12 protein-coding genes are annotated in these 13,439 nt (G+C 64.4%); 5 read left to right on the top strand and 7 right to left on the bottom strand.

Translation table 11 applies throughout. The features are described 5' to 3' along the window. Positions 1-16 precede the first annotated feature (16 nt). Entirely contained in the window at positions 17-823 is an 807-nt protein-coding gene (locus I6A82_RS08335) for a COG4705 family protein (RefSeq protein WP_198094484.1), read from the bottom strand. Between the two features lie 142 nt (positions 824-965). On the opposite strand from I6A82_RS08335, the gene I6A82_RS08340 reads away from it, so the two are divergent. Then, positions 966-1,472: a helix-turn-helix transcriptional regulator gene (locus tag I6A82_RS08340; RefSeq protein ID WP_187335897.1), complete on the top strand. Its 507-nt coding sequence runs from the start codon at positions 966-968 to the stop codon at positions 1,470-1,472. On the opposite strand, the gene I6A82_RS08345 is transcribed toward I6A82_RS08340, so the two are convergent. From I6A82_RS08345 to I6A82_RS08355, 3 genes are all read right to left on the bottom strand, one after another. Then, positions 1,469-1,783, bottom strand: a complete 315-nt coding sequence (locus tag I6A82_RS08345) for a hypothetical protein (protein WP_198094485.1) — start codon at positions 1,781-1,783, stop codon at positions 1,469-1,471. The genes I6A82_RS08340 and I6A82_RS08345 overlap by 4 nt on opposite strands. Before the next feature lie 149 nt (positions 1,784-1,932). Then, entirely contained in the window at positions 1,933-2,313 is a 381-nt protein-coding gene (locus I6A82_RS08350; RefSeq protein ID WP_198094486.1) for a hypothetical protein, read from the bottom strand. A gap of 131 nt (positions 2,314-2,444) precedes the next feature. Beyond that, on the bottom strand, positions 2,445-4,040 hold the full coding sequence (locus I6A82_RS08355) for an isocitrate lyase (protein WP_198094487.1): 1,596 nt from the start codon (positions 4,038-4,040) through the stop codon (positions 2,445-2,447). A 197-nt stretch (positions 4,041-4,237) separates the two neighbouring features. On the opposite strand from I6A82_RS08355, the gene I6A82_RS08360 reads away from it, so the two are divergent. Beyond that, the gene (locus I6A82_RS08360) at positions 4,238-5,647 is read left to right on the top strand and encodes a helix-turn-helix domain-containing protein (protein ID WP_198094488.1); all 1,410 of its coding nucleotides are present in this window, start codon (positions 4,238-4,240) and stop codon (positions 5,645-5,647) included. 186 nt (positions 5,648-5,833) lie between these two features. On the opposite strand, the gene I6A82_RS08365 is transcribed toward I6A82_RS08360, so the two are convergent. Then, positions 5,834-6,286, bottom strand: coding sequence for an NfeD family protein (locus I6A82_RS08365; RefSeq protein WP_198094489.1), 453 nt, complete (start codon positions 6,284-6,286; stop codon positions 5,834-5,836). Positions 6,287-6,290: 4 nt separating this feature from the next. Next, complete coding sequence (locus I6A82_RS08370) at positions 6,291-7,262, bottom strand: SPFH domain-containing protein (protein WP_198095551.1); 972 nt, start codon at positions 7,260-7,262, stop codon at positions 6,291-6,293. A gap of 137 nt (positions 7,263-7,399) precedes the next feature. On the opposite strand from I6A82_RS08370, the gene I6A82_RS08375 reads away from it, so the two are divergent. From I6A82_RS08375 to guaB, 3 genes are all read left to right on the top strand, one after another. After that, complete coding sequence (locus I6A82_RS08375; RefSeq protein WP_198094490.1) at positions 7,400-8,233, top strand: HpcH/HpaI aldolase/citrate lyase family protein; 834 nt, start codon at positions 7,400-7,402, stop codon at positions 8,231-8,233. A 4-nt stretch (positions 8,234-8,237) separates the two neighbouring features. Next, entirely contained in the window at positions 8,238-9,737 is a 1,500-nt protein-coding gene (locus I6A82_RS08380) for a M20/M25/M40 family metallo-hydrolase (RefSeq protein ID WP_198094491.1), read from the top strand. An 86-nt stretch (positions 9,738-9,823) separates the two neighbouring features. Beyond that, positions 9,824-11,281, top strand: a complete 1,458-nt coding sequence (gene guaB, locus I6A82_RS08385; RefSeq protein ID WP_187335905.1) for an IMP dehydrogenase — start codon at positions 9,824-9,826, stop codon at positions 11,279-11,281. Between the two features lie 450 nt (positions 11,282-11,731). Here guaB and I6A82_RS08390 read toward each other — a convergent pair whose 3' ends face one another. Next, positions 11,732-13,195 carry a S41 family peptidase gene (locus tag I6A82_RS08390; RefSeq protein WP_198094492.1) on the bottom strand — a complete coding sequence of 488 codons (1,464 nt, stop codon included), beginning with the start codon at positions 13,193-13,195 and terminating at the stop codon, positions 11,732-11,734. Positions 13,196-13,439 lie beyond the last annotated feature (244 nt).

Consider the following 13,439-nt stretch of genomic DNA (forward strand, 5'->3'; position numbering starts at 1 on the left):
CCAAGTCTTGAGCGGTTCAGGCGGCCTGTTCCGTTCGGCTGGCACGCTGCGGTACGAAGAGAATCAGCGCCACGATTGCGGCGATCAGCACGCCGGAGGCGGCCGCGCGGCTCAGCGCCAGCCCGCCATGCGAAACCGGCTTGTCGAGAAAATCGCCGACCACGGCGCCCAGCGGACGGGTGAGGATGAACGCGCTCCAGAACAGGATCGCCTTGTCGATCCGCGTCCAGAAATGCGCCGCGGCGACCAGCACCAGCAGTCCGCCGAAGATCGCGGCCGCGCCCAGATAGCCGAGCGATCCGTCCGCCACCCAGTCGCCCAGCGCAGTGCCCAGCGTTTGCGAGAAGGTGATGGTGATCCAGTAATAGAGCTCGGCGCGCGGCGTGTGCACCGATTCCACATCGATCCGCCCCAGTGTCTTGTACCAGACCGCCAGCGAACCAAGCACGCAGGCGAGGAGCAGCAGCGATCCGCCCGGATAGCCTATGCCGAGTGAGCGCGTGGCGAAATCCGCCATGTTCGTGCCCGCCGTGGTGGAGGCGATGATCGTCGCCCAGTAAAGGAAGGGATGGAAGGCGCGCGCCTTGATCTGGAACCAGACGAGGATCGCCAGCGTCACGGCAAAGATGCCGGTGCCCACCAGATAGCCGTTCAGGCCCGATTGCCCGGCGCTGGCCGTGGTTTCGCCCAGCCAGCTCATGCTGACCGTATCGCCCATCGTTTCGCCGAAGGTGGTGGCCAGGATCTTGATGATCCAGAACCCCAATGTGATGGCCGGCACCTTTGCCAATGCCTCGCGGGTTTCGCGGTTGGTCGAATTCATTGATCGGCTCCCATGGCGCGTCTATTCCTGGGGTACCAATGATGCGCGCACCGCAAATCGCCATAAGCAGCCGCTTATGCGGGTCTTTCTGGACCCTCGTTGACGCCGGGCGCGTCGCCGCTCCTCGTCAGCTCTCGGCGGCATGCGCGCTCGGCTGAGTGCACTGACCGGCTCCGGCCTCTTGCTCGCATTGCAGGCGGCGGCAGCGATCTATTTCATTACCGATGCCGTGCTCGATAGCATGACGGGAGAGGCCGGGGAGGCGGCGTGGCTGGCCTGGACGGAAATCCTCGTAGCCGTCGCGCTGGCGATCGGCATCGGGCTCAGCGCGCTCAACATCCGCCGCACCTTGCGGAAATCGCGGCGGTTGTCCGATGCGCTCGTGCTCGCCCGCGGCTCTTTTGCCGAATTGCTCGATGAGCGTTTCGCGCATTGGGGCTTGTCCGCGGCCGAGGCGGAAGTGGCGCTGTTCTCGCTGAAGGGCTGTTCGATTGGCGAAATCGCGTCCCTGCGAGGATCGGCGCCGGGCACCGTCCGCTCCCAGCTCAGCAAGGTTTACGCCAAGGCGGGCGTCGCGGACCGCGCGGGCCTCGCGACGTCCTTTATCGAAGAGCTGATCGACGGCGCCGAAGCGGAGCGCGCCCGCTAGTCCAGCCGGATGCTGGTATCGAGGCCGAGCTCGGCGCGCATGGCGGTGACGCCGCGGCCCGTGACGAGCAGATCGAGCAGCTGCTCCGCGCTCTGTCCGATTTCCAGCCGGTCGATCTCGATGAAGCCGGGGCGGCTGGAGCGGCGCTGGCGCATGACATAGCGCCCGCCCTGCGTGCGATAGAGCTTTACCGATCCGACATCGTGATAGTTGACGGAGAGCAGCTTCTCCCCGGTGAAGACGAGATCGAGGCCGCCGGGATTGTCGACGATATGGTCCCGGACTTTCCCGGGCGTGGTAACGGTGTTCATAAATGTTCCTGATGCGTTGGTCCGATGGAGCGCCGCGCCGGTTCAGCGGCGGCTTGCGCTCCGTTCGGGATCGGCCGCCTCGGGGCAGGGCCGATGAGGGTTCGTGCGAAGATCGGGCGGCCGTTCGGGTGAACGGGCCGCAATGTGCATCAGGCGAAGGGCGGGGCCCTACTGGGCGGCGGCAGCGCCGCGACTGGCGAGAGCGCTTGGCGCTGCTTTCGGGGGGCGGCCGATTTGTCGGCCGAGGCCGGCAGGGCGGGGGTGCGCGACAGGCTACCGCGAACGATCGCGGCGCTGTTGCCGCCCGCCACCGGATCGGGCGCGCGCTCGACCGTGTGGACCATCGCCACGTCGCTGGCGCGCGTGGGGCCGAGCGACACGTCGATCGTAAAAGCGTTGAAGGCCGAACCGCTGTCCCGGTCCGTCACCGATCCTTCGGGGATCAGCGAATGCGCAAAGATGCTCATGATGAGCACCAGCGCCGCCGCACGCAGCGACATCGCAGGACCGAAGGGATTGCGGGCGGACATGAGCGAAAATATAGCGGCGCGAGGCGCAAAAGTGAAGGCGGCCCCCAAAAACGAAACCCGCCCCCGCACGGTAGCGGGGGCGGGCGCTCCTCTCCAGAAGATGGGGCCTGGAAAAGAGAAGGGCGTTCGCGTCAGGCGGCGAACTGGTTCATGGTGTTGTCCTTGCCGCCCGCCTTCAGGGCCGCTTCGCCGGCGAAATACTCCTTGTGATCATCGCCGATGTCCGAACCGGACATGTTCTGATGCTTCACGCAGGCTATGCCCTGACGGATTTCCTCGCGCTGGACGTTGAGGACATAACCCAGCATCGCTTCCTCACCGAAGTAGCGCTTGGACAGATTGTCCGTGGACAGCGCCGCGGTGTGATAGGTCGGCAAGGTGATGAGGTGGTGGAAAATTCCCGCCTCGCGCGCCGCGTCCTTCTGGAAGGTGCGGATGCGCTCGTCGGCTTCGGCGGCAAGATCGCTGCCGTCATAATCCACGCTCATCAGCTTGGTGCGATCGTAATCGCTCATATCCTTGCCGTCCGCTTCCCAGGCATCATAGACCTGCTGGCGGAAGTTCAGCGTCCAGTTGAAGCTGGGGGAGTTGTTGTAGACCAGCTTGGCATTGGGAATGACCTCGCGGATTCGGTTCACCATCCCGCCGATCTGGCCGATATGCGGCTTCTCGGTCTCGATCCAGAGCAGGTCCGCGCCGTTTTGCAGCGAGGTGATGCAGTCGAGGACGCAGCGGTCCTCGCCGGTGCCCGAGCGGAACTGGAACAGGTTGGACGGCAGGCGCTTGGGCTTCACCAGCTTGCCTTCGCGGGCGATCAGGACGTCGCCATGGCCGACATTGGCGGGATCGACCTCCTCGACATCGAGATAGCTGTTGTACTGATCGGCCAGATCGCCCTTTTCCTTGGTGAAGGCGATCTGCTTGGTTAGCCCGGCGCCGAGCGAGTCGGTGCGCGCAACGATGACGCCGTCGTCGACGCCCAGCTCCAGGAAGGCGTAGCGGACCGCGCGGATCTTCGCGAGGAAGTCCTCATGCGGCACGGTGACCTTGCCGTCCTGATGGCCGCACTGCTTTTCGTCGGACACCTGGTTTTCGATCTGGATCGCGCAGGCCCCGGCCTCGATCATCTTCTTGGCGAGCAGATAGGTCGCCTCGGCATTGCCGAAGCCGGCATCGATATCGGCGATGATCGGCACGACATGCGTCTGGAAGTTGTCGATCTTGTTCTGCAGATCGCGCTGCTTCACGTCGTCGCCAGCTGCATTGGCGGCGTCGAGATCGCGGAACAGAAGGCCCAGCTCGCGCGCATCGGCCTGCTTCAGGAAGGTGTAGAGCTCCTCGATCAGCATGGGGACCGAGGTCTTCTCATGCATCGACTGATCGGGCAGGGGGCCGAACTCGCTGCGCAGCGCGGCGACCATCCAGCCGGACAGATAGAGATATTTGCCCTTGGTGCTGCCGAAATGCTTCTTGATCGAGATGAGCTGCTGCTGCCCGATGAAGCCGTGCCATGCGCCCAGCGACTGGGTGTAGTTCGCGGGGTCCGCATCATAGGCGTCCATATCGGCGCGCATGATCCCGGCGGTGTACTTGGCGATGTCGAGGCCGGTCAGAAACCGGTTCTGCAGGCGCATGCGGGCGACGGCGGCAGCTTCGATATCGCCCCAGGGCGCACCGTTGCGTTCGATCAGCGTGCTCGCCTCGTCGATCTGCTTGTTATAGGTCATGTTGTAACTCCCATCTTGAATTGGTCTACAAGGTCTTCACAGACTTCCCATCCGGGGGACTCGCGCAAACGCCGGTAAACCGATGCCCTTTCTTTGCCGGAAGGCCGGGCGCGCAGTCAAAAGAATGTTGTAAAAATCGTGTGAACAGGTATGGAATGGGCGGACAAGCCTTGTAAACCCGTAAAGAATTTACTTGTATGGCCGAAGAGCCGTCGCTTCCCGATCGCAAGATTTTCGCCGGGCCGCGCTTGCGCCGGCTTCGCGGGCGGCTGGGCCTGGCGCAAAAGCGAATGGCCGAGGAGCTGGGCATCTCGGCGAGCTATCTCAATCTGATCGAGCGCAACCAGCGCCCGCTGACCGCGCCGTTCCTGCTGAAGCTCACCAGCACTTACAATGCCGATCTGCGCGAACTGATCGCCGAGCAGGACGAGCAGATCGAGCGGGAGGTGGCCGAAGCGCTGGCATCGCCCGCGCTGGCCGGGCTCGATATCGGCAAGGCGGAACTGCAGGAATTCGTCGCCGCGCAGCCCGGCATCGCGCAGGCGTTCATCCGTCTGCACCGCGCCAAGGATGCCGGTCCGGGAGACGGGCCCGCCCCGCGCGACGGCGCCACGCCGCTGCGCGCGGTGTCCGAATTTATCGAGGGCTCGCGCAATCATTTTGCCGAGCTGGAGGAGCAGTGCGAGGCGTTGGCCGACGAATTGCGGCTCGGCGGCCCGCATTTCCTCAGCAGCGTGTCGGACCGTTTGCGCGTGAAATATGGTTTCACCGTGCGCATCCTGCCGGCGGAGGTGATGCCCCAGCTGCTTCGGCGCTTCGATATCCACAATCGCCAGGTGCAATTGTCTGAGGTGCTGGACAATGCCAGCCGCTCCTTTCAGGCTGCCTATCAGCTTGCCGCGTTCGAGCTGAAACCGGCAATCGACGCGATTGTGGCGCGCGCGGACATGCCGTCCAAACCGGCGCAGCGCCTGTTGCTGCAGAACCTCACCAATTATGCGGCGGGCGCCATGATGATGCCCTATCGGCGCTTCCACGAGGCGGCCGAGGCGACGGGCTACGACATCGCCTTGCTGGAGGCGCGCTTCGGCGCCGGCTTCGAGCAGGTGGCGCACCGCCTGACGACCTTGCAGCGGCCCGGCGCGCGCGGCGTGCCCTTCTTCCTGATCCGCGTCGACCGGGCGGGCAATATTTCGAAGCGCTTTTCCGCGGGCGGTCACTCCTTCGCGCGCACCGGCGGCAGCTGTCCGCTATGGAACCTGCACCGCGCGTTCGAACGGCATGGCGAGATGCTGACGCAGCTGGTTGAGCTGGAAGATGGCACGCGGTTCCTGACGGTGGCGCGCACGGTGACCGCCTATCGCCAGCCCTTTGGCCAGAGCTCCCCGGAATATGCCGTCGCCTTGGGCTGCGAGACGCGCCACGCCCACGGCCTGACCTATGCAGGGGGGCTCGATCTGGACGGAGCGGCCATGCCTATCGGCCTTGGCTGCCGCGACTGCACGCGGATCGGTTGCCGCCAGCGCGCCGTGCCGCCTGCGCATCGACGGATGATCGTGGACGAAACTCAGCGCGGCTGGAACGCCTTTCAGTTTCCGGAAAGCTGAGGGGCGGCCAGGGGAAACGCCCGGCGCGACAAGATTGGCAGGCCGCTACTTTCCCACACGCTCGTCGCCCCGGCCCCCGAGCCGGGGCCCAGCTTTTTGATGTGAACGCGCGGTTTGAAGCTGGACCCCGGATCAAGTCCGGGGTGACGAAAGACAAGTGCGAGGGGCTGTGCTGGCCCGCCCCCCTCAGCTCTCGATCAGCTTTTGCGGCGTTTCCAGCACCAGCACGCCGCCATCGACATGCAGCACACGGGCGGTTTCTCCCACGGCGAGATCGGGGCCGCGGGCGGGCCAGACGCTGTCGCCCACCTTTACACGACCGCCATTGGCGCTCACCGGCTGGACGACGGTGACGGAGGTGCCGACCAGGCGGGCGGAGCGATTGTTGAGATCGGGGTCGCTGCTCGCCACCGGATTGCGCTTGTAGATTTGGTTGCCGATCATGATCGAGGCGAGAAGGAACAGCGCGAACAGGCCGATCTGATAGACCGGGCCGAAATCGTACATCCAGGTGGCAACGCCCGTCAGCACCGCGGCGGCGCCGACGAACAGCAGATAGATGCCCGGGACCAGCATTTCGGCGACGACCAGCAAGACGCCGCCGATCATCCAGAGCAGATAGGGATCGATATCGTCCATCGGATCAGCGGCCGCGTTTATCGTCGGCGGTGTTCAGGTCATTGCCGTCGCGGGTACGCTCTGCCGCGAACGGGCTGGCGACGATCTGCGATGGCTTTTCCTTTGCCGTCGCCGCGTCGGCATGGCCGCCCAATGCTTCGCGAGCCAGCTCCCCGATGCCGCCGATCGTGCCGATCAGCTGCGTCGCTTCCACGGGGAACAAGATGGTCTTGGCGTTGGTCGAGGTGGCGAAACCGGAAATGGCCTTCACATAATCCTGCGCCACGAAATAGTTGAGCGCCTGCGGGTTGCCGTCGCGGATCGCCTGGGAGACGACCTGCGTCGCCTTCGCCTCGGCCTCCGCCTCGCGCTCGCGCGCTTCGGAATCGCGATAGGCGGCCTCGCGCCGGCCCTCGGCGGCCAGGATCTTGGATTCCTTTTCGCCCTCGGCCCGCAAAATGGCCGAAGCCCGGTCGCCCTCCGCGTCCAAGATCTGCGCGCGCTTGATCCGCTCCGCCTTCATCTGGCGGGCCATCGCCTCGACGATGTCGCTGGGCGGGCGGATGTCCTTGATCTCGACGCGCGTGATCTTGATGCCCCAGGGCGTGGTGGCATCGTCGACGACATGCAGCAGCCGCGCATTGATTTCGTCCCGCTTGGACAGCGTCTCGTCCAGATCCATCGATCCCATCACCGTGCGCAGGTTCGTGGTCGTGAGGTTCAGGATCGCATTGTAGAGATCGTGCACCTCATAGGCCGCCTTGGGCGCATCGAGCACCTGGAAGAACACCACGCCGTCGCACTGGATCATGGCGTTGTCCTTGGTGATGATCTCCTGGCCCGGAATGTCGAGCACCTGTTCCATCATGTTCACCTTGCGCCCAACGCCGTAGAAAAAGGGCGGCACGAAGACGAGGCCGGGGGTGGCGGTGGTGGTGTAGCGGCCGAAATGTTCGATCGTGTAATGAAAGCCCTGATGGACGATCTTAACCCCCATCAAGCCATAGACCAGAACCAGAAGCGCGATGGCGCCGACGAGATAGATCACGAACAAAACCTCCCTTTGCGATGGCGTTGATTTTGCGGCATTGGAGGGGGAAGGGGAAGGATTATTCGACGAAGGACGCCCGTTCGATGACCGCTGTAGTGAAGCCGGATCTTGTTCATGTGCGTTCGGCGCTGTTCGTGCCGGGCGGGCGCGAAGGGGCGCTGTCAAAGGCGGCCTCGCTCCCGGCGGACATGATCGTGGTCGATCTGGAAGACGCCGTGGCGCCCGATGCCAAGCGCGATGCGCGGGCCGTGGCGGCAGAGGCCATCCGCGGCGGCTTTGGCGGCGGTAAGCAGGTGGCGCTGCGCATCAATGCGGCGGACACCGAATGGCATCATGGCGATCTCGATCTGCTCGACGGGTTGTCGGTCGATTATGTCGTGCTGCCCAAGGTGAACGACGGCGCGGCGATCGATGCGCTGAACGGGCGGATCGCCGTGCCGCTGATCCCGATGATCGAAACGGCGGCGGCGATCTATGCCGCGCGCGAGATTGCGGCGATGGAGCCGGTCGCCGCGATGCTGGCGGGCACCAACGATCTGGCGCTCGATCTCGGCGTGCGCGCGGGGCCGAACCGGGAGGGGCTGGAACTCGCCTTGCAGCAGATCGTGCTGGCCGGCGCGGCGGCGCGCAAGCCGGTGTTCGACGGCGTGTGCAATGTGCTGGACGATGCCGATCTGCTGGAGCGCCAATGCCGCCAGGGCCGCGCTTATGGCTTTACCGGTAAGACCCTGATTCACCCGGCGCAGGTGGAGACCGCGAACCGCCTGTTCGCGCCCGATGAGGCGGAGCTGGAGCGCGCCCGCGCTCTGATCGACGCAGCCGATGGCGGCGCCGTGCGTTTCCGCGGGGAGATGATCGAGGATCTGCATGTGATCGAGGCCAAGAAGCTGCTGAAGCGCGCCGGCGGCGAGCCGTAGCTTTATGATCCGGCGCGTTTGGCCTCTCCTCTGTCTCGCGATCGCCGCCCCGCTTTGTGCGGAAACGACGGCGGTCGAGCCCGCGCCGATCACGGCGGCGGAGCTGCGCACGCATGTCGCGGTGCTTGCCGGCGACGATTATGGCGGCCGCGCGCCCGATAGCGAGGGCGGGCGCAAGACGGTTCACTATATCGCCACGCAATGGAACGAGGCTGGGTTGCAGCCGGGCGCGGACGCGGCGGACGGCGGGCTAAGCTGGTATCAGCCGGTATCAATGGTGACGCGCAGGCCGCTGTCGGGTAGCGCGCGATTCTTCACACTGGACGGCAAGCCGGTGCCGATCGCCGATCGCTCGGTGCTGCTATCAGGCCGTGCCGACAGCGGTAGGCTGGACGGTGCGCGCTTGGTGTTCACCGGCTATGGCATTGCCGAGGGCGCGCCGCCGCCCGACCTCACAGGGCGCATCGCGCTGATGCTGGCGGGGCATGCGCGGGGCGAGACGCGCACCCTCGCCGAACGCGCCGCCACGCTGGCGCGGGCAGGGGCCGAGGGCGTGCTGCTGATCTTCGATGAGGACGACAGGGTTTCCTCCTTGCGCGGCACCTGGTTCCGCAAGGCGAGCGAGCTGGCCGAGGACGATGCCCGCGCGCCCCGCTTTTATGGCGGCATCGGCGATGAGGCGGCGCGCAAGCTGTTCGCGGCGAGCGGGGACACGCTGGTCGAGGCGCGGCTGCGCGCAGACCAAAATCCGGAGCTGATCGAACCGCTCGCGCTCACCGCCGATCTGACGGCGCGCAGCCAGAACGAGCGTCTGTCGAGCTATAATGTCATCGGCAAGCTGCCCGGCCGCGATCCAAAGGCGGGGGCGGTGATGCTGCTCGGCCATTGGGATCATCTGGGCGTCTGCCGCCCCGAAGGCGCGCCGCACCGCATCTGCAACGGCGCGGTCGACAATGCGAGCGGCATTGCCGTGCTGATCGAGGTGGCAGAGCGCCTCGCCAAGGCGCCCCCGCTGGACCGCGACGTCTATTTCGTGGCGACGACGGGCGAGGAGATCGGCCTGCTCGGCGCCAAGGCCTTTGCCGAGCATCCGCCGGTGCCGCTGGATCGCATCGTCGCCGCGTTCAATCTCGACACCGTCGCGGTGGCGCCCGCGGGTGAGCCGGTGGCCATCATCGGACGGGGCAAGACGCCGATCGCCGCGGACGTGGGTAAGGTTGCGCGCGCCATCGGGCGGCAGGTGGACGCGGATGACGACGCCAATGCCTATATCAAGCGCCAGGACGGCTGGATGCTGCTGCAAAAGGGCGTGCCGACGGTGATGGCCAACGGCGCCTTTTCGGACAGCACCCGGCTGCAGGCGTTCCTCGGCGGTGCTTACCACACGCCGGACGACCGGCTGACCGACGACACGGATCTGTCCGGCGCGGCGGAGGATGCCGACCTGCACGTCGCGCTGGCCCGATATTTCGCGGATGAGAGCAGCTATCCGGGGCCGGGCTAGCGTCCGACAAACGTCACCCCCTTCCTAACGTAACGTACCGCCGTTACATGGGCTGCCACGACTCGTTCCGGCAGGCAGCTTCTCCCATGACCAACATCCCCCTCGGCCTCACATTTGACGACGTGCTGCTGCAGCCCGCGGCTTCCGATCTGGTGCCCAGCCAGGCAGACACGCGCACCCGTGTCACCAGCGGGATCGAGCTCAATATCCCGGTGCTTAGCGCCGCGATGGATACCGTGACCGAGGCGAGCATGGCCATCGTCATGGCGCAGATGGGCGGCCTGGGCGTGCTCCACCGCAATCTCTCGATCGAAGAACAGTGCGCCGCCGTGCGGCAGGTGAAGCGGTTTGAGAGCGGCATGGTGGTGAACCCCATCACCATCCACCCGGAGGCCACGCTGGCGCAGGCGCAGGCAATCATGGCGGAAAACCGCATCTCCGGCATTCCCGTAGTGGAAAAGGACGGCAAGCTCGCCGGTATCCTGACCAATCGCGACGTGCGCTTCGCCGAAAACCCGCAGCAGCGCGTGGCCGAGCTGATGACCAGCGAGAACCTCGCCGTCGTGCCCGCGGGCGTGACGCAGGCCGAGGCCCGCCGTCAGCTCCACCAGCGCCGTATCGAAAAGCTGCTGGTGGTGGACGAAGACTATCGCTGCGTTGGTCTTATCACGGTGAAGGACATCGAAAAGGCGGTGATGAACCCGGAAGCCACCAAGGATTCCGGCGGCCGCCTGCGCGTCGCCGCGGCCACCACGGTGGGCGAAAAGGGCCTGGAACGCACCCGCGCGCTGGTGGAGGCGGGCTGCGACGTGGTGATCGTCGATACTGCGCACGGCCATTCGAAGATGGTGGGCGAGGCGGTGTCCGCTATCAAGGCCATGTCGAACGAGGTGCAACTGATCGCCGGAAACGTCGCAACGGCGGAAGCCACGCGCGCGCTGATCGATGCAGGCGCGGACGGCGTGAAGGTGGGCATCGGCCCCGGCTCCATCTGCACCACCCGCGTGGTCGCGGGCGTCGGCGTGCCGCAGCTCACCGCGGTGATGCAGTCCGCCGAAGAGGCGCACAAGCATGGCGTGCCGATCATCGCCGACGGCGGCCTGCGCACGTCGGGAGACGTCGCCAAGGCGCTGGCCGCGGGCGCATCCTGCGTCATGGTCGGCTCGCTGCTTGCGGGCACCGAGGAAGCGCCGGGCGAGACGTTCCTGTATCAGGGGCGCAGCTACAAGAGCTATCGCGGCATGGGCTCGGTCGGCGCGATGGCGCGCGGCTCGGCCGACCGCTATTTCCAGCAGGACATCAAGGACCAGATGAAGCTGGTGCCCGAAGGCATCGAAGGACAGGTGCCGTACAAGGGCAGCGCGCGCGATGTGGTCCACCAGCTCGTCGGCGGCGTGAAGGCGGCGATGGGCTACACCGGCAGTCGCACGATCGAGGATCTGCGGAGCGCCCAGATGGTGCGCATCACCAACGCCGGCCTACAGGAAAGCCACGTCCACGACGTCGCGATCACGCGCGAAGCCCCGAACTACCCGACGCGGTAACGGTGCTGCCATCCTTCCCCCTGAATGGGAAAGATGGGTTGATTGGGCGGCAGGCTGAGCCTACCGGCCCGTTCGTCCTGAGCTTGTCGAAGGACCGTCGTTCTTCTCTACCTACGATTCACTGAAGAGCGGGACTTCGACAAGCTCAGTCCGAATGGCGTATTTGCGGAAGACAGCTCCGAGCCGCAGCCCCTGTGCAGGTAAGGGTTCATTCCGTCTATCGACCGCACTTGCGGAGAGGCGCGATAGGCTCCTGCCTGCGTAGGAGCGACGAAGTTTCTACGGCGTAGCTTCGGTAGGCAGTTCAGTAGTCGCGCCTATTATCAGTCATTCATAATCGAATGTGCCATGTCCGTTTGCAATCGCTCGGCGTGGTCGCGGTTTTCTCAAGTGGAAGAGCCGAAAATGAAGGTTTTTGCTCTTGGCCTATATCAGCATGTTTGCCTTGCCTTACCCGCCGAACGAAGTCGGTAGAACCGCACTTTCCAGCAGTTCCTTGGTTCGTCCAACTGGATCGATCACCTCAGGACCGAAAGGCACGTCCGGTTGGACGCCGACATTGTCCAACGGCTCTTCCGGGAGCCGTTGGCTTCTCGAAGTCGGCCAGCGCAGCAAGTAGTTCGCGTTTGACGGCAACGGTGCTTCGACGACGTTGGAGTAGTCGATCACACCCGCGGTCGGTCCACCGAACAGCGTGACCTTCCTGCTGAACCGCGAATCGATCGCGAACTGGTCGCCCGACGATCCGGCACCGGCGGCCAGGATTCCGACCCGCCGCGGCAAAGGCATTACTTCCGGGTAGGTTTCGATCGAGACCCCTCCCGTGTCAGACGCAACCCAGTCTTCCGAAGACGCGCGCATCCGCCTGAGCAAGTCGTTCGCGAATTCGACGGACGAGGGCGGCAAATCCAGTGTTTCCAACTGCCGCTTGATGCCGTCCCTGTTGCGCGCCGTGTTCCGGAATTCCACGCCAACACTATAAATTGGCCGGGTGTAGAGATAGCTCATCAGCCTGTCGTAAGAACTGTCACCGCCTCCGCGATTGTTCCGCAGATCGACGATCAGGTTCGGGGTGGAGCGGATAAGTTCGTCATTCTCGAGAAGAAGCGTCTCAATCAGGACACGATGCTCGCTGGCGAAATCGGGAAGGCGAAGCCACAGGGTTTCGGGAGAGAGCTGCCGGAGAAAGAAGCTGTCCGCAGGGACGATCCGATCCCTGTCGATCGCCACGTCTGGATAATCACGGATCAAGGTTATATCGATCTCGACGAAACGGATGGCGGTATCTGTGATGACGACATCGACTTTCCGTTCGGTGCGGTCGCCCATCCACCATATCGCTTCTCGGTCGTTGTCCAACCGCGCCTTTATATCGCCGGGAGCCCAATTTGACGACTGCGAGGAAAGGACAACGGCGTCGAAAGTGCCTGCGACGAGCTCGGAGGGTACGATCGCCAGTTCGTAAGAGCGGTTCGGTGTCGACCAGATGCCTGCAATCGATGCCGGGTCTTTTCGGTAAGCTCTGCGGGCATCCTCTTCGGTAGCCGTGCGCGACATTCCCGGTTCGAGGCTAGCTCGATCCGCTACCGCTGAGGGAAAACCCGAAGGCGGACCGGACAGGCCCAGATGGCCATCCTCGAACCAACCTAGCAAATTGCGGATTTCGATGACCGCAGTATCGGGATCGGCTGCAATCGCAGCGCGTGCACTCTTCTTGGCCCGCTCGTATGCATCGCGCTTTTCGCCCTCGGTTTTCGTCGGAAAACCCGCATAGTCGGTCTCGACGATATCGATGACGAAATCAAAATCACGCAGCGACGCTGAAGCGTTTTCCTGTGCAATCGCACGGACAGAAAAGAGCAAGAAAGCGACGAGCGCGAAGCGGAAGAGCACATTTTGAAGTCGCAGGGCCATTGAACGTTGCTCGCCGAATTGTAATCCGGAAGTGTCAGCTTACCGGTAGGCGCGCAATCTCTTTCTTGATTCGGACTTACGCCGGTTGCTGCGCTCGCCGTCTTTCTGGTGCGCCGAGCCAATGAGGGCTTACGAACCCAAAACTCGCCAGTCCGATTCACCACCTAAATTCAGCCATATCTGCCTGCTTCCGTGTACCGCCAGGCTGACAACGACGGTCAACCAACGCAGCGACGATTCAATG

The sequence above is a fragment of the Novosphingopyxis sp. YJ-S2-01 genome, assembly GCF_016093175.1.
GTDB classification, from domain to species: Bacteria; Pseudomonadota; Alphaproteobacteria; order Sphingomonadales; family Sphingomonadaceae; genus Novosphingopyxis; species Novosphingopyxis iocasae.